This window comes from Mesorhizobium sp. M0898 (genome assembly GCF_040319695.1).
In the GTDB taxonomy this organism is placed as follows: Bacteria; Pseudomonadota; Alphaproteobacteria; order Rhizobiales; family Rhizobiaceae; genus Mesorhizobium.
This window is the reverse complement of record NZ_JAMYOE010000056.1, coordinates 1-26,289: the sequence shown is the minus strand read 5'-3', so window position 1 is coordinate 26,289 and position 26,289 is coordinate 1. Positions and strand designations below refer to the sequence as shown.

24 protein-coding genes are annotated in these 26,289 nt (G+C 62.8%); 12 read left to right on the top strand and 12 right to left on the bottom strand.

The window, feature by feature from the left end:
* Window positions 1-514: 514 nt before the first annotated feature.
* Both NKH90_RS30920 and NKH90_RS30915 read right to left on the bottom strand, forming a co-directional pair.
* Complete coding sequence (locus NKH90_RS30920; RefSeq protein WP_023719429.1) at window positions 515-715, bottom strand: CsbD family protein; 201 nt, start codon at window positions 713-715, stop codon at window positions 515-517.
* 192 nt (window positions 716-907) lie between these two features.
* Window positions 908-2,191: an ROK family transcriptional regulator gene (locus NKH90_RS30915; RefSeq protein WP_352822965.1), complete on the bottom strand. Its 1,284-nt coding sequence runs from the start codon at window positions 2,189-2,191 to the stop codon at window positions 908-910.
* A gap of 196 nt (window positions 2,192-2,387) precedes the next feature.
* On the opposite strand from NKH90_RS30915, the gene NKH90_RS30910 reads away from it, so the two are divergent.
* The 4 genes from NKH90_RS30910 to NKH90_RS30895 all read left to right on the top strand — a co-directional run bounded on the left by NKH90_RS30910 (window position 2,388) and on the right by NKH90_RS30895 (window position 7,827).
* Window positions 2,388-4,946 carry an ATP-binding cassette domain-containing protein gene (locus tag NKH90_RS30910; protein WP_352822962.1) on the top strand — a complete coding sequence of 853 codons (2,559 nt, stop codon included), beginning with the start codon at window positions 2,388-2,390 and terminating at the stop codon, window positions 4,944-4,946.
* Window positions 4,943-5,932 (top strand): ABC transporter permease, encoded by a 990-nt coding sequence (locus tag NKH90_RS30905; protein WP_352822960.1) that lies wholly within the window; start codon window positions 4,943-4,945, stop codon window positions 5,930-5,932. Before NKH90_RS30910 ends, NKH90_RS30905 begins: the two co-directional genes overlap by 4 nt.
* Before the next feature lie 46 nt (window positions 5,933-5,978).
* The gene (locus NKH90_RS30900) at window positions 5,979-6,980 is read left to right on the top strand and encodes a rhamnose ABC transporter substrate-binding protein (protein WP_352822957.1); all 1,002 of its coding nucleotides are present in this window, start codon (window positions 5,979-5,981) and stop codon (window positions 6,978-6,980) included.
* 85 nt (window positions 6,981-7,065) lie between these two features.
* The gene (locus NKH90_RS30895) at window positions 7,066-7,827 is read left to right on the top strand and encodes a glutamine amidotransferase (RefSeq protein ID WP_352541745.1); all 762 of its coding nucleotides are present in this window, start codon (window positions 7,066-7,068) and stop codon (window positions 7,825-7,827) included.
* Between the two features lie 112 nt (window positions 7,828-7,939).
* Here the strand turns inward: NKH90_RS30895 and NKH90_RS30890 are convergent, their stop codons facing one another.
* The 4 genes from NKH90_RS30890 to NKH90_RS30875 form a co-directional block, all read right to left on the bottom strand.
* Window positions 7,940-8,821 carry a YihY/virulence factor BrkB family protein gene (locus NKH90_RS30890; protein ID WP_352822953.1) on the bottom strand — a complete coding sequence of 294 codons (882 nt, stop codon included), beginning with the start codon at window positions 8,819-8,821 and terminating at the stop codon, window positions 7,940-7,942.
* 175 nt (window positions 8,822-8,996) lie between these two features.
* The gene (locus NKH90_RS30885) at window positions 8,997-9,401 is read right to left on the bottom strand and encodes a TadE/TadG family type IV pilus assembly protein (protein ID WP_023677423.1); all 405 of its coding nucleotides are present in this window, start codon (window positions 9,399-9,401) and stop codon (window positions 8,997-8,999) included.
* Window positions 9,391-9,831 carry a TadE/TadG family type IV pilus assembly protein gene (locus tag NKH90_RS30880; RefSeq protein ID WP_352783599.1) on the bottom strand — a complete coding sequence of 147 codons (441 nt, stop codon included), beginning with the start codon at window positions 9,829-9,831 and terminating at the stop codon, window positions 9,391-9,393. The genes NKH90_RS30885 and NKH90_RS30880 overlap by 11 nt, the downstream gene beginning before the upstream one ends.
* A gap of 5 nt (window positions 9,832-9,836) precedes the next feature.
* Window positions 9,837-11,192: a pilus assembly protein TadG-related protein gene (locus NKH90_RS30875; protein ID WP_352822950.1), complete on the bottom strand. Its 1,356-nt coding sequence runs from the start codon at window positions 11,190-11,192 to the stop codon at window positions 9,837-9,839.
* 163 nt (window positions 11,193-11,355) lie between these two features.
* Here NKH90_RS30875 and NKH90_RS30870 point away from each other — a divergent pair, with 163 nt between their 5' ends.
* Together NKH90_RS30870 and NKH90_RS30865 are read left to right on the top strand one after the other, a co-directional pair.
* Complete coding sequence (locus NKH90_RS30870) at window positions 11,356-12,681, top strand: NAD(P)H-dependent oxidoreductase (RefSeq protein ID WP_352822947.1); 1,326 nt, start codon at window positions 11,356-11,358, stop codon at window positions 12,679-12,681.
* Window positions 12,674-12,832: a hypothetical protein gene (locus tag NKH90_RS30865; protein ID WP_352686524.1), complete on the top strand. Its 159-nt coding sequence runs from the start codon at window positions 12,674-12,676 to the stop codon at window positions 12,830-12,832. Before NKH90_RS30870 ends, NKH90_RS30865 begins: the two co-directional genes overlap by 8 nt.
* A 146-nt stretch (window positions 12,833-12,978) precedes the next feature.
* Here NKH90_RS30865 and proC read toward each other — a convergent pair whose 3' ends face one another.
* Entirely contained in the window at window positions 12,979-13,794 is an 816-nt protein-coding gene (proC, locus tag NKH90_RS30860; RefSeq protein WP_352822945.1) for a pyrroline-5-carboxylate reductase, read from the bottom strand.
* 226 nt (window positions 13,795-14,020) lie between these two features.
* On the opposite strand from proC, the gene NKH90_RS30855 reads away from it, so the two are divergent.
* The 5 genes from NKH90_RS30855 to NKH90_RS30835 all read left to right on the top strand — a co-directional run bounded on the left by NKH90_RS30855 (window position 14,021) and on the right by NKH90_RS30835 (window position 18,649).
* A complete protein-coding gene (locus tag NKH90_RS30855) occupies window positions 14,021-14,749 on the top strand; it encodes a hypothetical protein (RefSeq protein WP_352773924.1) in 729 nt (242 codons plus the stop codon).
* A gap of 36 nt (window positions 14,750-14,785) precedes the next feature.
* Complete coding sequence (locus NKH90_RS30850) at window positions 14,786-14,920, top strand: hypothetical protein (RefSeq protein ID WP_352472722.1); 135 nt, start codon at window positions 14,786-14,788, stop codon at window positions 14,918-14,920.
* 37 nt (window positions 14,921-14,957) lie between these two features.
* Window positions 14,958-15,857 (top strand): bifunctional methylenetetrahydrofolate dehydrogenase/methenyltetrahydrofolate cyclohydrolase FolD, encoded by a 900-nt coding sequence (gene folD, locus NKH90_RS30845; protein ID WP_023677432.1) that lies wholly within the window; start codon window positions 14,958-14,960, stop codon window positions 15,855-15,857.
* Between the two features lie 16 nt (window positions 15,858-15,873).
* Window positions 15,874-16,872 carry a GlxA family transcriptional regulator gene (locus NKH90_RS30840; RefSeq protein WP_352822942.1) on the top strand — a complete coding sequence of 333 codons (999 nt, stop codon included), beginning with the start codon at window positions 15,874-15,876 and terminating at the stop codon, window positions 16,870-16,872.
* 109 nt (window positions 16,873-16,981) lie between these two features.
* Window positions 16,982-18,649, top strand: a complete 1,668-nt coding sequence (locus NKH90_RS30835; RefSeq protein ID WP_352822940.1) for a vWA domain-containing protein — start codon at window positions 16,982-16,984, stop codon at window positions 18,647-18,649.
* Between the two features lie 48 nt (window positions 18,650-18,697).
* On the opposite strand, the gene edd is transcribed toward NKH90_RS30835, so the two are convergent.
* The 3 genes from edd to zwf all read right to left on the bottom strand — a co-directional run bounded on the left by edd (window position 18,698) and on the right by zwf (window position 22,759).
* On the bottom strand, window positions 18,698-20,521 hold the full coding sequence (edd, locus tag NKH90_RS30830) for a phosphogluconate dehydratase (RefSeq protein ID WP_352822937.1): 1,824 nt from the start codon (window positions 20,519-20,521) through the stop codon (window positions 18,698-18,700).
* A 73-nt stretch (window positions 20,522-20,594) separates the two neighbouring features.
* Window positions 20,595-21,308 (bottom strand): 6-phosphogluconolactonase, encoded by a 714-nt coding sequence (gene pgl / locus NKH90_RS30825; RefSeq protein ID WP_352822934.1) that lies wholly within the window; start codon window positions 21,306-21,308, stop codon window positions 20,595-20,597.
* Window positions 21,290-22,759: a glucose-6-phosphate dehydrogenase gene (zwf, locus tag NKH90_RS30820; protein WP_352472717.1), complete on the bottom strand. Its 1,470-nt coding sequence runs from the start codon at window positions 22,757-22,759 to the stop codon at window positions 21,290-21,292. Before zwf ends, pgl begins: the two co-directional genes overlap by 19 nt.
* Before the next feature lie 272 nt (window positions 22,760-23,031).
* Here zwf and NKH90_RS30815 point away from each other — a divergent pair, with 272 nt between their 5' ends.
* Entirely contained in the window at window positions 23,032-23,778 is a 747-nt protein-coding gene (locus tag NKH90_RS30815; RefSeq protein ID WP_352822931.1) for an SDR family oxidoreductase, read from the top strand.
* 63 nt (window positions 23,779-23,841) lie between these two features.
* Here the strand turns inward: NKH90_RS30815 and NKH90_RS30810 are convergent, their stop codons facing one another.
* Complete coding sequence (locus NKH90_RS30810; protein ID WP_352472716.1) at window positions 23,842-24,642, bottom strand: SH3 domain-containing protein; 801 nt, start codon at window positions 24,640-24,642, stop codon at window positions 23,842-23,844.
* 259 nt (window positions 24,643-24,901) lie between these two features.
* Window positions 24,902-26,188 carry an NAD(P)/FAD-dependent oxidoreductase gene (locus NKH90_RS30805; protein ID WP_352822928.1) on the bottom strand — a complete coding sequence of 429 codons (1,287 nt, stop codon included), beginning with the start codon at window positions 26,186-26,188 and terminating at the stop codon, window positions 24,902-24,904.
* Window positions 26,189-26,289 lie beyond the last annotated feature (101 nt).

The following is a 26,289-nucleotide window of genomic DNA, read 5'->3' as shown; positions in this document are numbered from 1 at the left end:
CCCAGGCCCGACGCCCGTTCGGAGCGTCGGGCCTCTCCTCCCTGGCTTGAACTCTTCCGCCCGGACGCATCTTCGTCGCGCCAAAGCTCACCACAACGTGAGCCAGCCGGCTACGTTCCTCAGCCGGGGCTTCGGTCCAATCCTGGAGTATCTTGCTTGGGACCTAAGTCTGACCTGCTTGAGTGCAACGGGCAGTGAGGCCACGCCGAGAGGGAGCCGTTGCCGAATCGAAGAGGTCGAGGAGAGGCTAAGGCCTATCGCAGACCCAAAAAGCTCAAAATGGCGATTACGATCACGATCGCGCCGACCAGCCAGATAATGTTGTTCATGATTACGCTCCTTCGCCTACGGGCTGGGCACGCCGAGGCGAAGCCCGCCACGCAAGTAGAACATCAGATATGGCTAAAGCATCCTCGCGGGCCTCGCTGTCGAAAGAGCCCACCGCACCAGTCGGCACGGGCGACGCAGAGTTTCACCCCGGTGGTGGGCAGCAAACGGCATTGCATCCAAAGGCTCAGCTGATGCTTCTGGACCAGTTATCAACCTGGCGCTCTGCCTCTTCCTTGGCGATGCCATATCGCTCCTGGATACGCCCCAAGAGCTGGTCCCGGTTGCCCTCGATCCGATCAAGATCATCGTCGGTGAGGTCACCCCACTGCTCTTTCGCCTTGCCTTTGAACTGCGTCCATTTTCCCTTGATTTGATCCCAGTTCATATGTTCCTCCTTGCTTCCTGGGCCCGCACTGAAGTGGAGCGCGGACCGATCGGCATTGCAATGTCGGTGACGAATGAAGATTAGCAGCCGCTAAAAGTTCCGGTGCCGGCGCAAAAAGCCCGCCGTGCCCGTGCCTGACTGTGAGCTGATGTTGATGATGCCCGGAGCTTGATGCTCTTTCGCGGCACTATCTTATGCCGTTGAAGGCGCTGAGCTTCTTGCTGGTTGGCCTTGGCTGGCAAGCCTCGACAGGCTGCCCAGCAGCATTGTTCTGTCCCTGCCGATCATCAGCACGCCGCTGTCGGGCGCCAACAGTGCCGAGAACGGCAGCATCGCCGCGCCGATCGGCGAAGCCTCGGGGCCGAATTGTCCCGAGACGATTTCCGGCGCCACGATGCCGATGGCGCTGATCCTGTTGAACTGGGTCTGCACCTTTGCCAGCAGCTCGAGATGAATCGGCCGCGGCAGGATGCTGTCGAGGACGATCGCCTCGATGTCGATGACGGAGGTGATGGCGATGATCGCCTCGACCAGCGCATTGGCACAATCGTCGATCCATTCGGACAGCGGCTCGCGCGCCCCCGGCGGCAAGGGATCGAGTTCGCGCACACGGTTGATCTCGATGCCGCGCGATTTGAGATGATTGACCAGCACATAGATCGAAGCGCGATGCAGCAGGCTCTGGTAGCGCGCCGGCTTGGCCGCCACCGAATCGAGGCTTGAAGGCGAGACCGGCAAAGGACCGAGCGCGGCGCTGTTGCCGTGCGGCCCGGTGTGGACCTTGCCGCCTTGCACCAGTCCGCCGCCGACAAAGGTGTCGATCGAGATATGCATGAAGTCGCGGAACCGCGCGCCGGTTCCCTGGATGAGCTCGGCGAGTGCGGCCGATGACGCGTCGTTTTCCACGAAGACCGGGGTCTTCGGCTTTGTGGCGAAAAATGTCGTCAGATCGATTGCTTCCCAGCGGCTGCCGAGATCGTCGGGAAAGCCGAGTTCCTCGCTCCAGCCGCCGAGGAAATATGGCGAGGCGATACCGACGCCGACGATGCTGGCATCGCCAAGCCCCTCGACCAGCTTGTCGAAATTGGCCAGCGACATGTTGCCGGCCTTGAGCACCATGTCGGGATCCGGGAAGCGATATTCGTGCGACTCGCGCGAGCGGACCTCGCCGGCAAAGTCGACGAGCACGGCTTCCAGCGCGCGCCGGCCGATCTTGATGCCGACGCTGTAGATACGCTCAGGTGCAAGTCGGTAGAGAGTGGACGGCGATCCGCGTTGCCCGAACCTTTTTCCCACTTGCTTTACGAATCCGGAAGATTCCAGCCCGTCGACAATGGTGGCGACCGCGGCCGGCGTCAGATTTGCGGCGCGCGCCAGATCGGACTTGGATGCCTCCTTCAGGCGGCGAATGGCATCAAGCACGAAGCGCTCGTTATAATGCCGAACCTTGACCGAATTGCTGCCTTTTCCGGACAAAACCGGCGCCTCCCCATTCATTTCCGCAGAGCCACTCCATCCGCTTGCAGCTTTGAGGCTGCCGCGGGGTCGAGCACTCCAATCGCACCCGTGCGCGACGCGACAGTGCCCTTCGCGGCCATGGAAGTCAATTTTCCAGTTGCGGCATTCGGCCATTTAATATAGCAAATTGAAAAAACAGAACCAGGGAGGAAAGGTGCTGCACTTGGGCGCATTAGGCGAAGCCGACGCCATGGTGAAGAGCGACGCGGCTGTCCCCGTTGCCCTGGTTCAGGCGACAAAAGCCTTCGGCGGCACGATCGCCCTCAAGGACGCGTCCTTCGAATTGCGCTCAGGCGAGGTGCTGGCTCTGCTTGGCGAAAACGGCGCCGGCAAGAGCACCTGCGTGAAGCTGCTGGCCGGCGTGTATCTCCCGACCGGCGGCCATGTCGAAGTCGATGGCAAGCCTGTGGTCTTCCATTCGCCGCACGACGCCCAGGCTGCCGGCATCTCGGTCATGCACCAGCACCCCGGTCTTTTCCCTGATCTTTCGGTGGCGGAGAACATCTATCTCGGCCATATGCCGCGCGACCGCTTCGGCGGCATCGACAACGCCGCCATGCTTGCCGGCGCGCGCAGGGTGCTGGCGACAGTCGGCCTCGATGTGCCGGCCGAAACCCGGCTCGGAACGTTGCGCACCTCCGAACAGCAACTGGTCGAGATCGCCCGCGCCCTGTCGCTCGACGCGCGGGTGCTGATCATGGACGAGCCGACGGCCGCCCTGTCGCAGCGCGAGGTCGAGCGGCTGTTCACTGTCGTCGCCGACCTGCGGCTGCACGGCGTGGCGATGATGTTCGTCGGCCACCGCATGGACGAGATCTTCCGCATCGCCGACCGCATCGCGGTGCTGCGCGACGGGCGCCTCATTGGCGTCAAGCCGAAGGCCGAGCTTGGCCGCGCCGCTGCTATCGGCATGATGGTCGGCCGCGAGGTCACCGACCTCTATCCGCAACGAAGCCACGCCACCGGCGCACTGGTGCTGGAGGCGAGGGGGCTTTCGCACGCCGGTGGCTTTTCCAACATCGACCTCAAGCTCCATGCCGGCGAGGTGCTCGGGCTCGGCGGCCTGGTCGGCAGCGGGCGGACCGAGATCGCGCGCGTGCTGTTCGGAATCGAGCAGCCCGATGCCGGCGAAATCCTGATCGACGGCGAGGCAGTGCGCTTCGCCTCGGCACGCGACGCCATGGATGCGCGCATCGCCTATGTCTCGGAAGACCGCATGGGCCAGAGTCTGGTGATGGATTTTTCCATCCTCGACAACGCCGTGCTGCCCGTCCTCGACAAGGCAGCCCGCTCCGGCTTCTACGGCACGAACCGCGCGATCAATCTGGTTTCGGACTGGCTGAAGCGCATGAAGCTTCGCTTTTCCGGCTACGCGCAGCCGGTAAAGGAACTGTCCGGCGGCAACCAGCAGAAGGTGGTGTTGGCCAAATGGCTGCGCACCGAACCGCGCGTCCTCATCCTCGACGAGCCGACGCAAGGCATCGACGTCGGCACCAAGGCGGAAGTGCATGCGATGATCGCCGATCTTGCCGCCCAGGGCATGGCAATCATCCTGATCTCCTCCGAAATGCCCGAGCTCATCGGCATGTGCGACCGCATCATCGTCCTGCGCGAAGGCCATCGGACGGCCGAATTTGCCAGGGGCGAAGCCACTCAGGAAAAGGTGCTGGAAGCAGCGACCAAGGCCGGCGAAAGCGCCGATGCGGCGGCACAGGCCGCCGGCGAGGAGAAGAGAAAAGGACCGCTCGACATACTGAAGCGGCGGGAGTTCGGTCTGCTCGCCGCGATGCTGGCGGTCGCCGTCCCGGTCACCATCATCAACCCGCGCATGGTGAGCGCTGCAAACCTGACCGCCGTGTCGATGGATGCCGCCCTGCTCGTCGTTGCAGCACTCGCGCAGATGCTGGTGCTGATCACCCGCAACATCGACCTTTCGATCGCTGCGGTGATCGGCCTGTCGGCTTACATGGCGGCCAGCATGGTCCAGGCCTATCCAGGGCTCGACATCGGCATTGGCCTGATAACCGCATGCGCCGTCGGTGGCGTCGCCGGCCTGATCAACGGCCTCGTCGTCACCAGGGGAAAGATCCCGGCGATCGTCGTCACGCTGGCCTCGATGTCGATCTTCCGCGGCTTCAACTCGATCTGGGCAGCCGGTGACCAGATCAGCGCCGACGAAGTCACGCAAGCCTGGCTCGACATGACCGGCCTGAAGATCGCCGGCGTGCCGCTGATCGTCGTCATCGCGATCGTTATCCTGTGCCTGGGCTACGTGCTGCTCTATCGCACAGCGATCGGGCGCGAACTGTTCGCCGCCGGCTCCAATCCCGACGGCGCGCGTCTTATCGGCATCCCCGTCGACCGCCGCATTCTGCTGGCCTTTGGCATGGCCGGCCTGCTCGGCGGCCTGTGCGGCGCGCTGTGGGCATCGCGCTATGCGACCATCGATGCACGCGTCGCGCTCGGCTTCGAACTCACCGTGATCGCGTCGGCGGTGGTCGGCGGCGTCGCCATCCGCGGTGGTTCGGGCACGCTGCTCGGTATCATCCTCGGCGCGCTCACGCTGCTCGTCATCAAGAACGGGCTGACGCTGGTGCGCGTCGACCCGCTGTGGCTGCAGGGCGTCTACGGCCTCGTGATCCTGGTCGCCATCGGCATCGACACCTTCATCGTGCGGCGGGCCGAGCAGGCAAGACAGGCGAGGGCGCGGTGAAAAAGTTCCTCCGTTCGATCGACTTCTGGGATCTGCTGCTGGCGACCTCTTGCGTGGCCATCTTCCTCTATGCCGCGATCTTCGTGCCGAATTTCGTTTCCGGCTTCAATCTCTCGCAACTGGCCGCCAGCGCCTCGGAAAAGGCATTGCTGATCCTGCCGATGGCGCTGCTCATCATCACCCGCGAGATCGACCTGTCGATCGCCTCGGTGCTGGCGCTGACGTCCGTCGTCTTTGGCTTGCTGGTCCAGGCCGGTGTGCCGACACTTGCCGCAATCCCGCTGACGCTCGTCATCGGCGGCCTGCTCGGCGCCTTCAACGGCTATCTGGTCTCGGGCCTTGGACTGCAGTCGTTGGTTGTGACGCTCGGCACCATGGCGCTCTATCGAGGCATTGGCTACATCCTGCTCGGCACCGGCTCGGTCAACATCCTGCCGCCCGCGGTCGTCGATTTCGGCATCAACAACCTGCCTGGCACCGAGATACCGTGGACCATCGTGCCCTTCCTGGTGCTGGCGCCGGTGTTTGCGGTCGTGCTGCAGAAGACGCCGACCGGCAAGCGCATCTACGCGCTCGGCGGCAGCCCCGAAGTGGCGCGCTATTCCGGCATAAACACGCGCCGGATGGTGCTGAACCTGTTCGTCGTCTCGGGCGTCGTCGCGGCGATAGCCGGCATCGTCTACACCGCGCGCCTTTCCAACGCCCGCGCCAACAATGCGCTCGGCATGGAGCTCGACGTCATCACCATCGTGCTGCTCGGCGGCATCAGCGTCTTTGGCGGCAAGGGCCGCCTGACCGGCGTCATGCTGGCACTGGTCCTGATCGCCATCATCCGCAACGTGCTGGCGCTGAACCAGATCGGTGGCGACGCGCAGGGCATGATCATCGGCCTGCTTTTGATCGGCTCGCTGCTGGTCGGCAATTACTGGCGCTCCACACAGGAGATGCTCAGCAGATCCCGCGCAATGCGCGAGACAAAGGGGTGATCTCGGGCCCCTTCCTTCAAGCCCGAATTTTGACGGAGGAGTCACAATGAAAGCGTTTAGATTAGCCCTGCTCGCATCCGCGGTTCTGCTTGCGCAAAGCTCGCTGGCCTTCAGCCAGGAGTGCGCCAAGGAACCCGTAACGGTCGGTTTCCTGCCCAAGCTCGACACGGATCCCTACTTCAAAGTGGCCTTTGGAGGCGCACAAGAGGCAGCCAAGGAAATTGGCGGCACCGCTACCCAGGTCGCCCCATCGCAGGCGACCGCCGAGGCGCAGATCGAATTCATCAACAGCCTTGTCTCGCAGAAGGTCGGAGTCATCGCAATTGCCGGCAACGACGCCAACGCCGTCGCGCCTGCGCTGAAGCGCGCCGTTCAGCAGGGCGTCAGGGTGATTTCGTATGACTCCGATGTGGCCGCCGATGCGCGTGCGGTGTTCGTCAATCAGGTGAAGGGCGACAGCCTCGCCGAGATGATGCTCCAAAGTGCATTCGCCCTCAGCGGCGGTGAAGGCGAATTCGCGATCCTGTCGTCGACGCCGACGGCGACCAACCAGAATGCCTGGATCGACTTCATGAAGGCGAAAATGGCGGCCGAGCCGAAGTTCTCCAAAATGAAGCTGGTGCAGGTGGCCTATGGCGAAGAAAGCGAACAGATCAACCAGCAGCAGGCATTGGCGCTGGTGCAGGCGTTTCCCGATCTCAAGGTGATCATCGTCCCGGCAGGCATCGGCCTTCCGGCGGCCGCGCGTGCACTCGAGGAAGCGGGCATGATCGGCAAGGTCAAGCTGACCGGCCTCGCGCCGGCCACTCTGATCTCGAAATACATCAAGGACGAAGCGGCTCAGGATATCTGGTGGAACGTCACCGATCTTGGCTATCTTACCTATCAGACGGCCCAGGCGTTTGCGCAATGCAAGATCACCGGCAAGGAGGGTGAGAAGTTCACGGCAGGCAGGCTCGGCGAATACACGATTGGCGCCGGCGGCGAACTGATCCTTGGTCCGGCCAAGATCGTAACTCCCGAAAATCTGGCCGAATTCAAATTCTGATCCTGTAGGGCTTGAGTTCTAGGGGGCGCCGGTCCATCCGGCGCCCTTCCTAAAAACCTCTCGAATGAAACAGTGCGGGGCCGCAATGAAGATATTGCTTGCAGGCGAAACCTTTGCAGCGACGACCTCGGTTGCCATCGGCAGCGACGTGCTTACAAGTGCGACCTCGACAAATGGCGCGACGGCCTTCAATGCCGCGCTGACCACTGAAGGCATCGCGGTCACGCAGATCGGCGGCGAGCGTTGCAGCGCGGAGTTTCCCTATGACCTCGATGGGCTCGCCCAATATCAGGCGGTGGTGATCTCCGATGTCGGCGCCCTGACATTGCTGGTGACGCCGGATGCCCGCACCGGGCGTGTCGGCGTCAACCGCCTCGATGTGCTCAAGGCCTATGTCGAAGGTGGCGGCGGGCTGATGCTGGCCGGCGGTTACATGGGCTTTCAGGGCATGTTCGGGACGGCGCGTTTCCACGACACCCCGGTCGAGGACGTTCTGCCGGTCCGTTGCCTACCCTACTGCGACGGCATGGAGGTGCCGCAAGGCCTGCAGGCCTCCATCCTGCAGTCGTCACATCCGATTTTTTCCGGGGTGGAGGGGCCTTTGCCGCCGATTCTCGGCATGAACAAGCTGGAATTCAGGCGCGACGGTTCGTCCCGGCTTCTGGCGACCTGCCACCATCGCGGCACCGACTGGCCGCTCCTTGCCGTCGATAGCCATGGCCGCGGCCGCACGATTGCCTGGGCAACCGATATCGGCCCGCATTGGCTCTCGCAGGATTTCCTCGCGTGGCCGTTCTACGGAAGACTGATGGCGAATATGGTCCGTTGGCTTGCCGGCAATGAATGAGGAAGCCGGACACTAGGTTTGACCCAGTGCGGTTGTCCTGGCGCGGCCGCTGCCGCGCGAGGCCCCGGTGACCAGCACCACCTTGCCGGCGAGGTCGAATTTCGGCGTGAACTCATTTGTCATGCGATTCCACCTTGTTCTTCAAATCGGACCGGCTGCCGTGTCGAACCGAAAAGGCTCGCGTGAATTCGGCGCCCAGCAGAAATATCTCCGCTGAATAATAGACCCATAACAGCACGACGAGCAGGGCGCCGGCCGCGCCGTATGATGATGAGATGGCGCTGGTTCCGATATACCAGCCAATCAGCGACTTGCCGATGGTGAACAGAAACCCGGTGACCGCGGCGCCGATGCCGACATCGCGCCATTGCAGGCTGCGGTCCGGCAGCACCTTGTAGATTGCGGCAAACAGCAGCGTGATCAGGGCAAACGAGACGATCCCGTTGATGGCGCTCAGGATGATGGTGCCGAACGGCAGGTAGGCGTTGATGACGTCTCCGAGCGCCGAAATTGCGGCGCTTACGACCAGCGACACCAGGAGCAGAAAGCCGAGCGCCGCGACGAGGCCCAGGCTTGCAATGCGTGCCCGAACCATTCGTGAAATCGTTGCCCCGCTCGGTTTGACTTTCCAAATTTCGTTCAACCCCAGCTGCATCTCGCCGAACACGCCGGATGCGGCGACGAACAGCGTGACCAGCCCCAGAATGCTGGCGAGGGTTCCGGCTTCCTTCTGCGAGGCGTTTTCGATCGTAGCTCGCAGCAGCTCGGCACTTTGCGGCCCCATCAGGCCAGCGATCTGTGCCGAAAGGGCGAGTTGCGCCGCCTCGTGCCCGAAGGCTATGCCGGCAATAGCCACAACGATGAGCAGGATCGGCGCAAGCGAGGTCGTGGCATAAAACGCTATCGCCGCCCCATGGCTCAGCGCATTGTCGTCGATGAAGCCGATGACGCTCTGCTTGAGGAGCCTCCAGCCCTCTGCTGCCAAATTCCACATGTAGGCCTCGCATGCCTGTCAACAAACAAGTAGCGGCGGCGCGGCGCTGGGCGAGGGGTGGGGGCTCGGCCGGAACAAAGCCGGCAACGGCGCGCTGTACAAGGCGATCGCCTATAAAGGCGGCGTGCAGCGAACATCCTGCGAAAGGTGCCGCTCGACTGGCCGGGGGACGTGCTCACGATGCAATCAGGGGAACTGTGACAGTTGTCTGATAATTTATCGGATATCGGTTGAAATACGGGAACTCGATCACGAACGCATATTGGGCCGTCAGATGTGCCATGCGAAAGCCGCCGCTGGGGGCGTCGATTGCTATTGTTACATCGACGTCTTTCAATCCCAAATCCAGTAATTTTTCCGTGGCAATGGCTTGGATCTGGGCCTGCGTCAGCGAGTTCTTCATTTGCAGCGCACGTGACGACGTTTCCAGCGTGTACCGAACACTCGACATAGCATTCAGAGCCCAGCCGAATGCAAAGATGCCGATCAAAAGCATTATCAGAAAAGGCGCGATCAGCGCGAACTCTAATGCAGCTCCGCCTGATGCATCCCCCGTGAAAGCTCTCGACTTAGCGGACACGAATCACCTGTTGATGACTGAGTTCGCGCGAGAGGGAAAACGCGCCAAAACTGAAGGGCGGTGACCAGGTGGCTGTCGCCTGTATTACGAGGAAGACCGAGGGGGCTTTCAAAGTGTCGCACAGGACCGATGGATCGGCCACGATGTTCCCGCACATGTATTTCCGGCTCACTGCCACCTGCGCGCCATCAGGATGGTTTTCCCAGCTCGAAAGAGCGACAGCTTGGATGGTCGTATCCTCGACTGCTCCTTGCATCACGAGGTTCGCCGCGGTTTTGACGCCTGCACGCATCGACAATGCGCTCGAGACAAAAGACCAGCCGTCGATGATGCCAAGAAGTACCAGGCAAAGGGCGGGCAGAACCAGCGCAAACTCTACCGCGGCAACACCCGAATCACTCCGGAACATCCGGACTTGTAGCCGATCCACGAAAACTACTCGACAAGCTGAACGGTTTGCGTGGCCGGAATGTCTCGCATTCCAAGGCTCGTGCAATCCTGAATGATGTTTGCGTTGCCGGACCATTGCACGGTCCTTGCGACGACCTGCGTGCAACCACCCTTGCCCGAGAAATTGCCGAGATAATTGACGCCCTGTGTTGGAAAATACAGAGCGCCGGTCAATAGCGAATCCGCCGTGCCATTAAACGTGTTGGATCCCGCCAGGTTGGCTCTGTCGCCATAGAACAGCACACCTGAATAGGTGCCCGACGTCGGTGCGCTGAGCTTGACGGTCGCCGTGCCGTTCATGCTAACGCCGGAGGTATCGGCCAGATAAATGACGACACCCTCGCCGGAAATATTTGCATTCGAGCTCGCTTTGAAATCGCCTCCCTCAATGACGTATATCCCGGGCGAGAGGGTTACATTGCCGCTCAAGCTGAGCCCCTTGCAGTATGTTCCAGGTTGCAAGGTTGACTGATTGCCGTTTTGACAAGGGTTCGTGGCCGGCGGCGCCGGCAGGTCGGCAAAAGGATCAGCAGCGGGCAGCGCCTGAGTTATCAGGCTGGCGCAAACGGTCTTCACGACGTTGCTCAACGAAACACCGCCTGCCGATATCAGGCAATCGACATCAAGGCTTGCCGATCCCTGAAGTTTGATGGCGTCCGGAGCTATCGAATTCGACATGACGGAGCAGCCTGTCAGTTTTGTGGTCGAACTGCCGGAAAAGAGCGCCGCTTTCGAAGCGGAAGGATCGACCGTCAAAATGCAGGCTTTTGAAGCATCCGTAATAAGAGCCACCGCCCTTGCTTGTGCGCCAACTGCGTTTTGCGTGAATATCGACGTAAAGAACCGATCGAGGTTCTGATGAACGACTACCTCAACCGCCTTTTTTCCGACATTTGGACCGGCTGACGGAGGCGAGAAGACCTCTATTGTACCTGCTGACGGTCCCCAGCCGTTCGTGGTCGCTGACGCTGTCGCTGCGGAGACAATCTTTGGCGTGTCGGATCCCGAAACCTTTTCCAAAGCGCCAGCATAGGCCGCCGCATCCGCCACCGCTTGTAGCTTCAGGCTGCTGTAATACCAATAGGAAGTCTCGATACCGAGGCCCGCACCGCCGACGACAATCGGCAAAGACAGAGCAAAAATAGTAGCAACGTTGCCGCTCTCGCCGATCGGTCGCATAGCGCGGAAAAAACACCTAAAAATGCGGGCACGCCAGTCCATTTCCCTATTAAAGCAGGATTGCATAAAAGAATGACTAAGAATTTCCGTACATTTCTTGGCTGCGATCCATCCGGGCTTAACGGCCCGTTGCGCCGCTTCAATGCGGGCCTTTGGCGCCACAGGACCCTCGTTAGTCCTTCGGCCGGGTGCATGTCTTCATAGGAACAATTCTGGTTCCCGGGGTCATGCGCAAGAAAAGACCGCCGCGGCCGGTTTCGATTGGCAATGGGTTGCCGTTCCCTGCTATTCCCGCTTCAAATCAAAAAGCAGTGGACGTTCCAGTATGACCAATGTCGCCTTGACCGGGCTTGCCCGCGATCTTGCCAAGCGCGCCGCGGAAGGCCGCCCGGTGCGCATCGGCGTTATCGGTTCCGGCGAGATGGGCACCGACCTGGTGACGCAAGGCATGCTGATGCCGGGCATTTCGGTTTGCGCGATCTCGACGCGCCGCCCGCATACGGCGCGTGACGCCATCCGCATTGCTTATGGCGATCAGGCGATGGCAGCCGAAGCGGACAGCGCTTCGAAGGTCAGCCAGGCCATCGAAAGCGGCAAGATCGCCGTCACCTCGAACGAAATGCTGGTCACCAATCCGCTTATCGATGTCGTCATCGATGCCACCGGCAAGCCCGGCGTCGCCGCCGATTTTGACCTGATGGCGATGCAGCACGGCAAGCACCTGGTGATGATGAATGTCGAGGCCGACGTTACCATCGGCTGCTATCTAAAGCAGCAGGCCGACCGGCTCGGCGTCGTCTATTCGGTCGGCGCAGGCGACGAGCCGTCGAGCTGCATGGAGCTTATCGAGTTCGCCTCGGCGCTCGGCTACACCATCGTCTCCGCCGGCAAGGGCAAAAACAACCCTCTCAACCACGACGCCGTTCCCGACGACTACCGCGAGGAGGCGCTGCGCCGCAACATGAATCCGCGCATGCTGGTCGAGTTCGTCGACGGCTCGAAAACCATGGTCGAGATGTGCGCCATTGCCAACGCCACCGGGCTGGTGCCCGACGTTCCCGGCATGCACGGCCCCAAGGCCGATCGCGACGAGCTGGTCAAGGTGCTGATCCCGCGCGAGCAGGGCGGCATTCTGTCGAAGAAGGGCGTCGTCGACTACACCGTCGGCAAGGGCGTGGCGCCCGGTGTCTTCGTCATCGTCGAGGCGACGCATCCGCGCATCATCGAGCGCATGGACGATCTGCATATCGGCCACGGTCCCTATTACAGCTTCTTCAGGCCCTACCATCTGACCTCGCTGGAAGTGCCGCTGACGGCCGCTCGCATCGCGCTTTACGGCAAGCCCGACATGGTGCCGCTGCCGCGGCCGGTGGCCGAGGTCTGCGCGGTGGCCAAGCGGGATCTGGCGGCAGGCGAGGTTTTCGATGCGATCGGCGAGACCTGCTACCGCTCCTGGACCACGACCGTCGAACAGGCCCGCGCCCATCGCGCCGTGCCGGTCGGTCTGCTCGAAGGCGGCAAGGTGCTGAAACCGGTGAGGAAAGGCGAATTGCTCACCGCCGACAATGCCGCGCCCGACCCGACGACCGGGCTGTTCGCCTTGCGCCGGCTGCAGGACGAGATGCTGTATGGGAATCTTGGTGATGGCTGAGGTCCGTGAATCCGAGTTGAAGCGGGAAAATGGACGCCTTTCTCTGGCAGAGCGGCTCGCGGCCATTGTCGATGATCTCAAAGCCAAAGCCGGCAAAGACGGGCGGCCCCTGAACAAGGACGAGATCGACGACTTGTGGGGACATCGCTGATATCTGTCGACATTCTAGGCTATCGCGATTTTGATGTCGGCAGGACAGTGGAGGGCGCGAAGGAACGCCGCGTAACGGCTTTCTACCGGTAGCTAATGCCGAAAGGAACGATCGATCGTCACCGCCGACCGGCTCCCCCAGAAGCCCTACCTCCCCAGCTCGATAGACCGCAGCCGCGCCGCTTCCACCGCCTCGGTGAGCAGGCGCGTCAGCCGGTCCTCGCCCATCAGTACTGCAAGGGCCGCAGCCGTGGTGCCGTTGGGGCTGGTCACCTGCTGTCTGAGCACGCCCGGCTCCTCGCCGCTTTCGGCGGCCAGCGAGGCGGCGCCGTAGACCGTCTGCATGGCCAAGAGCTTGGCAGTCCCGGTCGGCAGGCCGGCTTTCTCGGCGGCCACGGTCAGCGCTTCGATGAAATGGAAGATATAGGCCGGCCCCGACCCGGAAACCGCCGTCACCGCGTCCATCAGGCCCTCGTCGTCAATATCGGCCACTTGCCCGCTCGCCGAGAGCAGGTCGGCGACGAAACGTTTAGTCTCGTCGGAAACCAGCCTGTTGGAAAACACCACCATCATGCCCTTGCCGATCGCCGCCGGCGTGTTGGGCATGCAGCGCACGATCGGCGCGCGGTCGCCGAGAATACCTTCAAACGTGGCCACCGGCGTTCCGGCGGCGATGCTGAGGAAGGTGGTCCGGCCATCGTTGAAGCGGATGTAGCCAGCCGTGACGTCGCGGATCACCTGTGGCTTGACCGCAAGGACGACGAGGGCCGGCACGGCGTCCGCCGGTATGGCGCCAGCATCCGCGCCGGCAGCGCAGCCCAGTGCTTCGGCACGCTTGCGCAACTCGGCATTGGGCTCGACCACGAACACCGCAGCCGGAGCGAGCTTGCCGGCTTTCAGCCAGCCCGAGAGCATGGCGTAGCCCATATTGCCGCAACCGGCGAGAACAAGCCTGATCGTCATCGAAAGCCTCCCATAGAGATGGCTTCCCCATAGACGTTCGCGGCAGGACGGGGAAGCCCTGTTGGGACCGTGATCGGGCGGAAACCCCGACCTTGCGGTTGGGATGCGCATGTAGTCGCGCAGTCGCGCGGCGACCAAATTAACCTTTTATTTCCTATGCCTGTTTAGCATCGCTTAAGCAGTGGCGGTCGCTACGCCCCAGCCCGAGGGGAAGGCTCCAGAAACCATGGCTTATAGGAAAAATCGTGAACACTGGAGGAACCAGCAGTCCTTGCTGTCGCTCGTCGAGGCGGTGCGCGGCGAGGACGAAGCATCGCTGGTTTCGCTAGAGGACCGCGCAGGCCCGTCATGGCGCGAGGATGCCGCCACACGCCATCGTCTTGCCCGCTCGCGCCGCGAAGCGTGTGCCAGTCCGATCCTGTTGGCAGCCGCCGGCATAAGCCAGCCCGATCCTGATGAGCCAAAGGCCGGCACCATACTGATGGAAGAGGCTGCAGCGGCCGATGGGTTTTTCGACCCCGCTGGCCCCCTTGGCGGCCCCGATGCCGGTTCCGCCGATCACGCAGCATACCGGGCAGCGCCGCCTCCCGCTTCGCCGGTCGAGGTCGCGCGCCCAGGGCCGATCGGTGCCGTGTTGTCGGCGCTGCGCAGGCTCATGCCCGGTAGCGCGCCGGAGGAGGTGGCGTCCGGCGAGACTTCTGCCGCCACAAATTCCGGCGCAGCCATGCCGCCCGCCTTCCCTCCACAGCCGCTCTATGCCGGACAGGCACCTTATCCGCAGCAACCCGCGCCGCCGCATCCGACCTATACTCAGGCCCGGTCGAGGAAGGCAAATCAGGCCTCGGAAGCCGCCGATCAGCAAAGCCAGATCGAGGAAATCCGCGCCAGCCTGCGCGAATTCCGCGAGGCGGTTCGCGAGCTCACCGAAAACCGCACGCATCGCCGCTATTTCTGAGCGTCGAATAAAACATGCCGGTTTCGAGTTAACGGCATGGGACGGCGCATTGACGGGATTGCCCGGCTCGATTTTCGTGAAAATGCCGCGCTGCATGTCCGCCCGCAGCACATGGTTCTGGGCAACGGCCTGCATAAAAGATATCTGGAGCGCGCCGCATGGATGTTTTAACGCGGCAGGCTTACGCGATAGGCGTCGAGGGTGGTTCATGGCTGAGTTGATTGACGGAAAAAGCGTCGCCGAAGACGTGGTGCGGCGGGTCAAGGCCCTGACCGCCGAACTGGCGGAAAAGGGCGGACGGCAGCCCGGTCTCGCCGTGGTCATCGTCGGCGAGGATCCGGCGAGCCAGGTCTATGTCGCCTCCAAATCCCGCACCGCCAAGGAATGCGGCTTCCATTCGGTTCAGCACACGCTGCCGGCCGAAACCTCCGAGCCGGACCTGTTGAAGATCATCGGCCAGCTCAACGCCGATCCGGCCATCAACGGCATCCTCGTGCAGCTTCCGCTTCCCGGCCATATCGATTCCGGCAAGATCATCCAGACCATCGCGCCTGAGAAGGATGTCGACGGCTTCCACTTCATCAATGTCGGCAAGCTCGGCACCGGCGAGCTCGAGACCGCCTTCGTGCCTTGCACGCCGGCCGGCTCGATGCTGCTGATCGAACGGGTGCGCGGCAAGGACCTGTCCGGTCTCAATGCGGTCGTCGTCGGGCGTTCGAACATCGTCGGCAAACCGATGGCCAATCTTCTGCTTGCCGCCAACTGCACCGTCACTATCGCACACAGCCGGACCAGGGACCTGCCGGCGCTTGCCCGCACCGCCGATATTCTGGTCGCCGCCGTCGGCCGGTCTGAAATGGTCCGCGGCGACTGGGTCAAGCCTGGCGCCACCGTCATCGATGTCGGCATCAACCGCGTCGCCGCACCTGAAAAGGGCGAAGGCAAGACGCGCCTCGTCGGCGACGTCGCCTTTGCCGAAGCAGCGAAAGCGGCCGGCGCCATCACGCCGGTGCCTGGCGGCGTCGGACCGATGACCATTGCCATGCTGATGGCCAACACGCTAGCTTCCGCCTATCTCGCAGCCGGATTGAAACGGCCTTCCTTCTGACCAGAAAGCAGCGTCCTTGCCGAACCTCACTGTTCCCTTAGAACGGCCGGTCACCAATGATCCCGTTCAGGGCGGGCGGCAGTTCGGGTTTCTGTTGGTCGACAAGTTCTCCATGTTCTCGCTGGCCGCGGCAATCGACACGTTCCGGTCGGCGAACCGGCTGCTCGGCCGCGATTTCTATGGCTGGACTACGGTGTCGGCCGACGGCGACGCCGTCATGGCGTCCAATGGCCTGCCGCTCAAGATCGACTACGCCGTTGCCGATCTGCCGGCGGTCGATATCCTGTTCGTCTCGGTCGGGCTGACGACGGAATTTCCCGGCAAGAGCAAGGTGCTGGCGGCGCTGCGCAGCTGGGGCCGGCGCGGCAATGCGCTCGGCGCGCTTTCGGTTGGCTCTTACCTGCTTGCCGAAGCAGGCCAGCTCGATGGCTATCGCTGCACCATCCATTGGGAAAACCGTGCCGGTTTCCTCGAACGTTTTCCGGAGATCAACTGCACCGGCAACGTCTTCGAGATCGACCGCAAGCGCTACACCTGCGCCGGCGGCACCACCTCGATCGACCTGATGCTGGAGATCGTGCGCGGTGATTTCGGCTCGAGTCTCGCCAATGGCGTTGCCAACCAGTTCCAGCATGAGCGCATCCGCTCGGCCGGCGACCGCCAGCGCGTCGGCCCGGAACGCGACCTGACCGGCAAGTCGGAGAAGCTGCGCCGCATCGTCGAGCTGATGGCCGACCATCTCGACGAGCCGCTGTCGGCGGTGCAGCTTGCCAAGTCGGCGGGCCTGTCGGTGCGCCAGGTCGAGCGCCTGTTCCTGCGCCATCTCAGTGTGACGCCCGGGCGCTATTATATGCGGCTCAGGCTCGAGCGGGCGCGCGAACTGCTGCGCCAGACCAACATGCCGATCCTCGACGTGGCGATCGCCACCGGCTTCACCTCGCATTCCTATTTTGCCCAGAGCTATCGGCTCCAATTCGGCCGGCCGCCTTCCGAGGAACGCCGCACGACCTATTGAGGGTTGCACAGAGGTGGCGCAGCTTCGTACTCCACCCGGGCTTGTGTCGCGACGCAGCGTCAAATAGCTTTCCGGCGCCGAGCGGCGGCGACTGACGGGGGGATTTTTGATGACGGGATTTGTGCAGAGCGTCGCTGCGGCGGCCCTGTTGCTGTGGACGACGGGGTTCGGCTTCGCCGCCGATCGCGTCATCGTCATTCTCGATGCCTCCGGCTCGATGTGGGCGCAGATCGACGGCAAGCCCAAGCTCGAAATCGCCCGTCAATCGCTGCGGAACGTGCTGCAATCGGTCCCGGCCGAGGAGGAAATAGGCTTCATGGCCTATGGCCATCGCGAGAAGGCCAGTTGCGACGACATCGAACTCATCGTGCCACCGCAGGCAGGCTCGGCAAGTGCGATCTCAGCCGCGGCCGACAGCTTGAAATTTCAGGGCAAGACGCCGCTGACCGCTGCGGTCAAGCAAGCGGCGGAAGCATTGAAATACACCGAGGACAAGGCGACGGTCGTTCTCATCACCGATGGCATCGAGACATGTAGCGGCGATCCCTGCGCGCTCGGCAAGGAACTGGAGGCTGCTGGCGTCGACTTCACCGTCAATGTCGTAGGCTTCGGCCTGACGGCGGCCGAGGGCAAGCAGGTCGGTTGCCTCGCCGACAATACCGGCGGCAAATACATCGAAGCGTCGGATGAAAAGGCATTGCAGGACGCCCTCGTCGAGACCGTCGCGCCTCCGCCACCCGCCCCTGAACCCACTCCCGCCCCGCAGCCTGCTCCCCAGCCGGCGCCCGCTCAGCCGGCGGAGTCCAATTTCGTTCCCACCGTCGTGCTTGCCGAGGGTGGCGATCCCGTCACCGACGGCAATGCCTGGGAGATCTACAAGGCGAATTCCGACGGCACGCGCGGCGATCCCGTCACCACCGAATATGGCACCTACAAGGGCAATCTGGAGCCGGGCGACTATATCGTCGTCGCGCGTGCCGGCGAGGCCAGGGCCGAACAGAAGATCAAGATAGAGCCTGGCCAGGTCGCCAAGCCGCACTTCAACCTGAATGCCGGCACGCTGGTCATCCACCCGCGGCCAAGCGAAGGAGCGGACGTTGATGACGGCGCGGCTGTCGTAATCGGCTATCCCGGCGTCGACACCCCGGCGACCTATTACGGTGATACGAAAGTCGTGCTGCCGGCCGGTGACCAGAAGGTGACGGTCACGATCGGCCAGGGCATGGTTATCGAGACGATCCCGCTTGCCGCCGGCAGGGTCATCGACAAGGACATCATCGTCGGCGTCGGGCGTATCGTCGCCAACGCCTATTATGCTGCCGGCGGCGACAAGGCCGAGGGTTCGGGCATCGGCTTCAAAGTGCTCCAGGCGAAAAAGAACGTCGACGGAACCAGGCAGGAGGTGACTTATGCCTACGGTCCGGACAGCAAGTTCGATCTGCCGCCCGACAATTATGTAATGGTCGCGACGGTCGACCTTGCGGTGGCCGAGCAGCCGTTCAGCGTCAAGGTTGGCGACCATCAGGATCTGAAGATCGCGATGAACGCCGGCATGCTGACGATAACCGCGCCAGGAGCCTCGAAGATCGAGATATTCGAGGCCAGGAAGGCCATCGACGGAACCCGCAAGTCGGTTGGCTACGCCTATGATCAGAAGTATGAAGCCACCTTGTCGGCCGGTGACTACGCGGTGGTTTCGGAGAAATCGGACAACAGCTCGAAGGAAGGCACGGTAACGGTCAGGGCCGGCGCGCGGGCCGAACTGACGGTTCAATAAATCCATTGGAGAGCAGCCATTAGCCGCTCTTACTTATTGCCAAAAAAATCACGCCGTACCGAAGGCGCTGGCGCCATGGTCGGCGCGTCCCACCAATTGCCGGAACCCGGCGAAAAGCTCGCGGCCGAAGCCGAATTCATTGCCTATGAGGTCGCTGTCCGCGGGCCGGCGCAGTGCGAAATCGCCGGCTGGCACCAGTACCTCCAGCGTCCCGGCCTCGGCGTCGAGCCTGATGATATCGCCGTCATGGATCCTGGCGATAGGCCCGTCCTCCGCCGCTTCCGGCGTCACGTGGATCGCCGCCGGCACCTTGCCTGAAGCGCCCGACATGCGGCCGTCGGTGACCAGCGCCACATGCTGGCCGCGGTCCTGCAGGATGCCGAGCACGGTGGTCAGCCTGTGCAATTCCGGCATGCCGTTGGCCTTTGGACCCTGGAACCGAATGACGGCGATGAAGTCGCCGGTCAGCGACCCCGCCGTGAACGCCTCGTTCAGGCCTTGCTGGCTGTCGAACACTTTGGCCGGCGCCTCGATGACGCGCCGCTCCGGCTTGACCGCCGATGTCTTGATGACGGCGTGGCCGAGATTGCCCGAAAGCACTTTCAGACCGCCGCTCGGCTGGAACGCCTTCTTGAACGGTGCCAGCACCTTCTCGTCCCCGCTCTCGCGCGGCGAAGCCTCGCGCACGACGCCGCCGTCGGCGCCGAGCCTGGCCTCGACCGCGTAGGGGCGCAGCCCTTCGCCCCACACCGTCTGCACATCCTCGTGCAGGATGCCTGCGTCGAGCAGTTCGCGGATCAGGAAGCCGAGCCCGCCGGCGGCGTGGAAGTGGTTCACATCGGCAAGGCCGTTCGGATAGACTCGCGCCAGCAGCGGCACGGCTTCCGAGATGTCGGAAATATCCTGCCAGGTAATGGCGATGCCGCCCGCCGCTGCCATGGCGATCAGGTGGATGGTGTGGTTGGTCGAACCGCCGGTGGCGTGCAGGCCGACGATACCGTTGACGATCGAGCGCTCGTCGATCATCCGCCCGACCGGCGTGTAGGCGTTGCCGAGCGCGGTGATCGCCAGCGCCCGCTTCGTCGCTTCCCTGGTCAGCGCGTCGCGCAACGGCGTGCCAGGATTGACGAAGGAAGCGCCAGGCGTGTGCAGGCCCATGATCTCCATCAGCATCTGGTTGGAATTGGCGGTACCGTAGAAAGTGCAGGTTCCCGGCCCGTGATAGGATTTTGATTCCGCTTCGAGCAGTTCGGCCCGTCCCGCCTTGCCCTCGGCATAGAGCTGGCGGATCTTGGCTTTTTCGTCGTTCGGAATGCCGGTCGTCATCGGCCCGGCCGGGATGAAGACCGCCGGCAGATGGCCGAAGGTCAGCGCCGCGATCACCAGCCCCGGCACGATCTTGTCGCAGACGCCGAGATAGACGGCGGCATCGAACATGTTGTGCGACAGGCCGATTGCCGCGGCCATGGCGATCACGTCGCGCGAGAACAGCGACAGCTCCATTCCGGGCTGGCCCTGGGTGACGCCGTCGCACATCGCCGGCACGCCGCCGGCCACCTGGGCGATGCCGCCGGCCTCGCGCGCCGCATCCTTGATCAGCCTCGGAAAGGTCTCGAAAGGCTGATGTGCCGACAGCATGTCGTTATAGGAGGTGATGATACCGAGGTTCGGCACCCGGTCGCCGCCAAGTGCCACCTTTTCGGAAGGGCTGCAGACGGCAAAGCCGTGGGCCAGGTTGCCGCAGGACAGCACGGCCCGGTTGGCGGTGCGGTTCGAGGCTTCGGCGATGCGGCCGAGATAGGCCTCGCGACCGGGCTTGGAGCGCTCACGGATGCGCTGGGTGATGGCTTCGATATCGCGTCTTGCGGTCATGGCGGTCGGTCCTTTCAGGCGAGGTCCCGCAAACACCTTCCGGCTGTTGCCGGGACCTGCAGCCAAGTTGAGATCAGGGTGCCCAGAAAACCTCTACGGGCTTTTGAGTGGCATCGAGCACGGCGCGAATGGGCTTTCGTGTTCCAGGTCCAAGCGCGGCCTCGAATGCGCTGCGTTTTTCCGCGCCCTCGATATGCAGCACGATGAAGGCGGCATTGATGATCCGCGCCAGTGACAGCGTCAGCCGTGGCTCGCCGGCGCTTGCCGCATGAACCGGAAGCACGATCCTTTGCGACGACGGATCGAGCAATCGTGCCAGGTTGTCGGCATCCGGAAAGAACGAGGCGGTGTGGCCATCAGTTCCCATGCCGAGCACAACGACGTCGAGTGGCCAGGGCAGCAATTGCAGCGCCTCACTGTCGGAGACCGCTGCACCCTCGATACTTGCCGCGGCGTAGTAGAGCGGCACGAAATTCGCGGCGGCGGCCGCGTTCTGCAGCAGGTTGGCGGCAACCAGGCCGGCATTGGAGCGCGGCGATGAGGGCGGCACGAAGCGCTCGTCGACCAATGTTATCGTCACCTTTTCCCAGGCGATCGGAACGGTCGAAAGCGCCGCGAAGAATTTCGCCGGCGTCGTGCCGCCCGAGACCGCAAGCAGCGCCGTGCCGCGCTCGGCGATCGCCTTTGACAGACGGCCGGCGACGTGGCCGGCAAGCGCTGTCGCCAACTCCTGACGTCCGGCAAATTCGTGCCAGTTGTAGGCGCCGCCTAATTGCTCTCGTGCCATGTCCGCCCGTCGCGTTCGATCAGCGCAATCGAGGCCGAGGGACCCCATGTGCCGGCGGTGTAGCCTTGCGCCTCTTGCCTGCCGCTCTCCCAGGCGTCCTGGATCGGGTCGATCCATTTCCACGCCGCCTCGACCTCGTCGCGGCGCATGAACAGCGTCTGGTTGCCACGGATGACGTCCATGATCAGCCGCTCATAGGCATCGGGGGCGCGGCCGTCGAAGGATTGCGCAAAACTCATGTCGAGCGGAATCTGGCGCAGCCGCATGCCGCCCGGCCCCGGATCCTTGATCATGATGAACTGCTTGACGCCCTCGTCGGGCTGCAGCCTGATGACTAGCTGGTTGGCGGAAATCGGCCCGGCGCTCTCGCCGAAGATCGAATGCGGGATCGGCTTGAATTCGATCACGATCTCCGAAACGCGGGTCGCCAGCCGCTTGCCGGTTCGGAGGTAGAACGGCACGCCCGCCCAGCGCCAGTTGCCGATCTCGGCCTTGAGCGCAACGAAAGTCTCGGTGTTGCTGTTCTTGCCGAGTTCCTCGACATAGCCTTTCACCGGCCCGCCGGCCGAGGCGCCGGCACGATATTGCCCGCGCACCGTGTGCTTCGGCGCTTCGTTGCCGTTGATGCGCTTCAGCGCCCGCAGCACCTTGAGCTTTTCGTCACGGACGGCATCGGCGTCCATCGACGACGGCGCCTCCATCGCGACCAGGCAGAGCAGCTGCAGCATGTGGTTCTGCACCATGTCGCGCAATGCGCCGGCCTTGTCGTAATAGGTGACGCGGTCTTCCAGGCCGACCGTCTCGGCCACGGTGATCTGCACATGATCGACATTGGCGGAATTCCAAAGCGGCTCGTAGAGTGCGTTGGCAAAGCGCAGCGCCATCAAATTCTGGACCGTCTCCTTGCCGAGATAGTGGTCGATGCGGAAAATCTGGCTTTCATGGAAGTCGTCGCCGACCAGGTCGTTGAGCGCGCGCGCCGAAGCGAGATCGCGGCCGATCGGCTTTTCCAGCACGATGCGCGAATTCGGCGTGATCAGCCCGTGCTCTTTCAGCTTGTGCGAGATGTCGCCGAACAGCGCCGGTGCCACAGCCAGATAGAAAGCGCGGATGTGTTCGCTGTCGCCGATCGCCTTCTTCAGCCTGTCGAAGCCGGCACCTGTGGTTGCGTCTGCCGGGATATAGGAGAGCCGCGCGAGGAACGTCTTCAGTTCCGTGGCGTCGATATCCTCCGGTTTCACATGATCGGCAATCGCCTGCCTGGCGAACGACTGGAATTCCTCGTCGGTCATCTTCGAACGCGATGTGCCGATGATGCGCGTCGGCTCGGAAAACTGGTGGTCGCGCTGCCGGTGGTACAGCGACGGCAGAAGCTTACGTTCCGAGAGGTCGCCGGTGCCGCCGAAAATGATGAAGTCGAAAGGGTCGACGGGAATGATCTGGCTGGTCATGGTCTGTCCGCTGTGACGCCGGTCGCGATAACGCGGCTGATATAATCTAATCGATTTAAACTTGCCAGTGCCATTGCGTCACATCCGCGTGTGCTCTTGACACCGGCGCTGGCCGGAGGCTTGTCGGCAAGCGATGCTTCCGGAGCCTTCGCAGTTGCAGCATAGAGCCGGATGGCAGCGAAAGCCAAAGGAGAAATCGTCGATGGACGCACATCTTTCGATGGCCTGGCCAAACGCGTCATCGATCGCTTTCAACGATGAGTGAGAAAAGCATGCGCCTCAAAAATAAGGTCGCAATCATCACTGGCGCTGCCTCGGGCTTTGGCGAGGGCATGGCCAGGCGCTTTGCCGAGGAGGGCGCGCGGGTAGTCGTCGCCGATCTGAACGCCAAGGGCGCAGAGCGCGTTGCCGGCGAGATCGGCGAAAAGGCGATCTGGACCCAGACCGACGTCTCGCTGCGGTCCGAATTCGACGACATGGTCAATGCCGCAATGAGCGCCTTCGGCCGCATCGACATCATGGTCAACAACGCCGGTTACACCCATCGCAACGCTGACATGCTGGAAGTCGACGAAGCGACCTTCGACCTGATCACATCAGTCAACATGAAGGCGATCTACCACGCAGCGCTTGCAGTGGTGCCGGTCATGGAACGGCAAGGCGGTGGCGTCATCCTGACGACGGCCTCCACGGCCGGTATCAGGCCGCGGCCTGGCCTCACCTGGTACAATGCATCGAAGGGCTGGGCGATCACCGCGACCAAATCGATGGCGGTGGAACTCGCGCCGAAGAACATCCGCGTCAACTGCCTCTGCCCAGTTGCCGGCGAGACCGGCATGCTCGCGAAATTCATGGGCGCCGACACACTCGAGATCCGCGAGAAGTTCCGCGCGTCGATCCCGCTCGGCCGGCTTTCGACGCCGCTCGACATAGCCAATGCCGCGCTTTGGCTTGCTTCGGACGAAGCGGCTTTCATCACTGGCGTGGCGCTGGAAGTCGACGGCGGACGTTGTATTTGAACGGCCGGGGCCTCCGGCGGAGGACTGGCTGACGGCGAGCGACCCGCAATCGCTCTGCCGGCCCTACGCCCCGGTTTTGACGTAGCTCTTGTAAATCCAGCCGCGCTTGCCGTTGTAGACGATCTGGCACCATTGCTTGCAGCTCATCACTTGCACCGAGGTCTTGGCCGGCACGGTGAGAATGGCGGCCGCATTCTTTTTTGGGCCGGTGCGCATGGTGACGGATCTCAGGATGCGTCCGGTACCGGCAGTATTGGCTCTTCCGGAATTTGCCTTGGTGCTGTTGTCGTCTTCGCTCGCGGTCTGCGTCGGCAGTTGCGGCTTGGGCGTGGGGATGGCGGCGGTCTGCGCGCCATCGGGCCCGCTGTTTTTCGTTGAGCTGCCGGGAGCCGCGACTTTGGCAAACAATGCCGCAGCGTCGGGTTTTGCTGCCGGGTCGGCGAATGCCACCGAAGCAGACGATTTATCGGTCGCCTGCTCGGTCTGGCTTGCCAGCTGGTCGGATGCTGCCGTGGCGGCGGCCGATGCCGTCTTTGGCCCTGTCCAGCGCGGATCGTTGGGAGCCAGCGCTGGTATCTCGGCTTCCGCTGCGGCCACCGCTGGGGAAACCGCATCTGCCTTGCCCGTCGTCCGCGGCGCCGCAGCAACCTTGGCAGGCATGATCTTCGTCGTCTTGACCGGGATGGTCGGAACGATCTGCTCAGGACTTGCGGCCGCTTGTCGCTCATTTGCCGGCAATGCCAGCCACAGTGCCACCGCGGCAACGCCGAGCAGTGCGACCGTGCCAAGCGCGGCTATCACCAGATGCGCGTTCGACCGGACCCCGTGCCAGAACGTCGGCCGCATATCGTAACCGAATTGCATCGCAAGGCGCCGTCGTTCCGGCGCGCCGAAACTGAAGGGCTCTCTCACACTTGCCACCTCCATTTGCGGGCCGATGTTCTTACGACCCATGCCGGAGAGCCGGCATTTCGATCGGCATCGGTCCCAAACCAAAAGCGGGCAGGCCCGCAAAAATTCCCCGTTCAGCTGCCCACGAGCATCATCTTTCGCCCGCGATTGTGGCATCACTGCGCCCTTGGCGGGAATTCTGCGCCCTGGTTAAGGATTCTGCAACGTCTGGTTAGATCCTGTCCCGCAACGCGTACCAGTTGAGCGCAAGGAAGAGCAGTGGCGCGCGCAAACGCCGGCCGCCGGGGAAGGGTGGAATTTTCAGGTCCTCGATCAGCTTCAGACGGTCGCGGTTGCCGGCGACCGTCTCGGCATAAAGCTTGCCGAAAAAGTTCGACAGCATGACGCCGTGGCCGGAATAACCGCCGATCGAAATCACATTGGGCATCACTTCGCGCACGAACGGCTTTCTCGGCACGGTGATGCCGACATAGCCGCCCCAGCCATGGGTGATCTCGACGTCGTTCAGTGCCGGATAAATCTCGGCAATCTGCCGGCGGATGTGGATGTGGATGTCCTTGGGATCGTTGACCGCATAGATCTCGCGCCCGCCAAACAGCAGCCGCCCATCCTTCGATTTGCGGAAATAGCGCACGACGAAGCGCGAATCGTCGACCGCCTCGCCACCCGGCAACACTTTGGAATCGGCTCCCAGCGGTATAGTCGCGCCGATGAACGAGCCGATCGGCATGATATGCGCGGCACTCACCGGTTCGAGCGTGCCGCCATAGGCATTGACCCCGATCAGGCATTTAGCGGCGGTGATCGTGCCCTTCGGCGTCGCAACCCTGACCTTGCCGCCGCCGGAGGTGATGCCGGTCGACGGCGTCTGCTCGAAAAGCTTTGCGCCGGCCTCTGCCGCCACCTTTGCGGTGCCGATGACCAGTTTCAGCGGATGGATGTGGCCGGTGCCGGTGTCGCGGGTGCCGCCGAAATAATGCGTCGAGCCCAGCCGCTCGGCTGTCTCCGCGGCATCCATGAATGAGATGTGCGGATAGCCGAAACGGCTCGCCATGATCTCGGCATGCGCCTTGTAGTCGTCGACATAGCGCTTCTTGTGCGCCACCGACATCTGGCCGGGCATATAGTCGATCTCGATCTGGTGCATCGCGGCAAAGTCGAGCAGATGCGCCTTGGCCTCTTCGGCCAGGTCGAACAGTGCCTTGGCGCGGGAAAAGCCGTATTCCGCTTCCAGTTCCTCTGCCCAGGCCCGTTGTCCGGTGCCGAGCTGGCCACCATTGCGGCCCGATGCGCCGTCACCGAAACGATGCGTTTCGATAAGCACGACATCCGCGCCTGTCGTGGCGAGATGAGCCGCCGCCGACAGGCCGGTAAAGCCGCCGCCGACAATCACCACATCGCATGTCCGGTCGCCGTCGAGCGCCGGATATTCGGGCCTTGGCCCGGCCGTGTCTTCGTACCAGGAGCGGCCGGGGGAGATTGGGGATTGGTAAGTCATGATGCTCGGCTAGGGCAGTAGGGCAGTATGGGAGAGAGAGAGAAGGCATCAGAGGCAGACAGACAGATCCTCAGATCGGCCTCTCGGGCTGAAGTGCGTCA

What these genes read in the sequence shown, in the direction of transcription:
- NKH90_RS30920 (WP_023719429.1), bottom strand. Translation starts at nt 715, where the DNA reads ATGAACTGGGATCAAATCAAGGGAAAATGGACGCAGTTCAAAGGCAAG.
- NKH90_RS30900 (WP_352822957.1), top strand. Translation starts at nt 5,979, where the DNA reads ATGAAAGCGTTTAGATTAGCCCTGCTCGCATCCGCGGTTCTGCTTGCG.
- NKH90_RS30895 (WP_352541745.1), top strand. Translation starts at nt 7,066, where the DNA reads ATGAAGATATTGCTTGCAGGCGAAACCTTTGCAGCGACGACCTCGGTT.
- NKH90_RS30890 (WP_352822953.1), bottom strand. Translation starts at nt 8,821, where the DNA reads ATGTGGAATTTGGCAGCAGAGGGCTGGAGGCTCCTCAAGCAGAGCGTC.
- NKH90_RS30870 (WP_352822947.1), top strand. Translation starts at nt 11,356, where the DNA reads ATGACCAATGTCGCCTTGACCGGGCTTGCCCGCGATCTTGCCAAGCGC.
- NKH90_RS30865 (WP_352686524.1), top strand. Translation starts at nt 12,674, where the DNA reads ATGGCTGAGGTCCGTGAATCCGAGTTGAAGCGGGAAAATGGACGCCTT.
- proC (WP_352822945.1), bottom strand. Translation starts at nt 13,794, where the DNA reads ATGACGATCAGGCTTGTTCTCGCCGGTTGCGGCAATATGGGCTACGCC.
- NKH90_RS30855 (WP_352773924.1), top strand. Translation starts at nt 14,021, where the DNA reads ATGGCTTATAGGAAAAATCGTGAACACTGGAGGAACCAGCAGTCCTTG.
- NKH90_RS30850 (WP_352472722.1), top strand. Translation starts at nt 14,786, where the DNA reads ATGGGACGGCGCATTGACGGGATTGCCCGGCTCGATTTTCGTGAAAAT.
- folD (WP_023677432.1), top strand. Translation starts at nt 14,958, where the DNA reads ATGGCTGAGTTGATTGACGGAAAAAGCGTCGCCGAAGACGTGGTGCGG.
- NKH90_RS30835 (WP_352822940.1), top strand. Translation starts at nt 16,982, where the DNA reads ATGACGGGATTTGTGCAGAGCGTCGCTGCGGCGGCCCTGTTGCTGTGG.
- edd (WP_352822937.1), bottom strand. Translation starts at nt 20,521, where the DNA reads ATGACCGCAAGACGCGATATCGAAGCCATCACCCAGCGCATCCGTGAG.
- pgl (WP_352822934.1), bottom strand. Translation starts at nt 21,308, where the DNA reads ATGGCACGAGAGCAATTAGGCGGCGCCTACAACTGGCACGAATTTGCC.
- zwf (WP_352472717.1), bottom strand. Translation starts at nt 22,759, where the DNA reads ATGACCAGCCAGATCATTCCCGTCGACCCTTTCGACTTCATCATTTTC.
- NKH90_RS30815 (WP_352822931.1), top strand. Translation starts at nt 23,032, where the DNA reads ATGCGCCTCAAAAATAAGGTCGCAATCATCACTGGCGCTGCCTCGGGC.
- NKH90_RS30810 (WP_352472716.1), bottom strand. Translation starts at nt 24,642, where the DNA reads ATGCAATTCGGTTACGATATGCGGCCGACGTTCTGGCACGGGGTCCGG.
- NKH90_RS30805 (WP_352822928.1), bottom strand. Translation starts at nt 26,188, where the DNA reads ATGACTTACCAATCCCCAATCTCCCCCGGCCGCTCCTGGTACGAAGAC.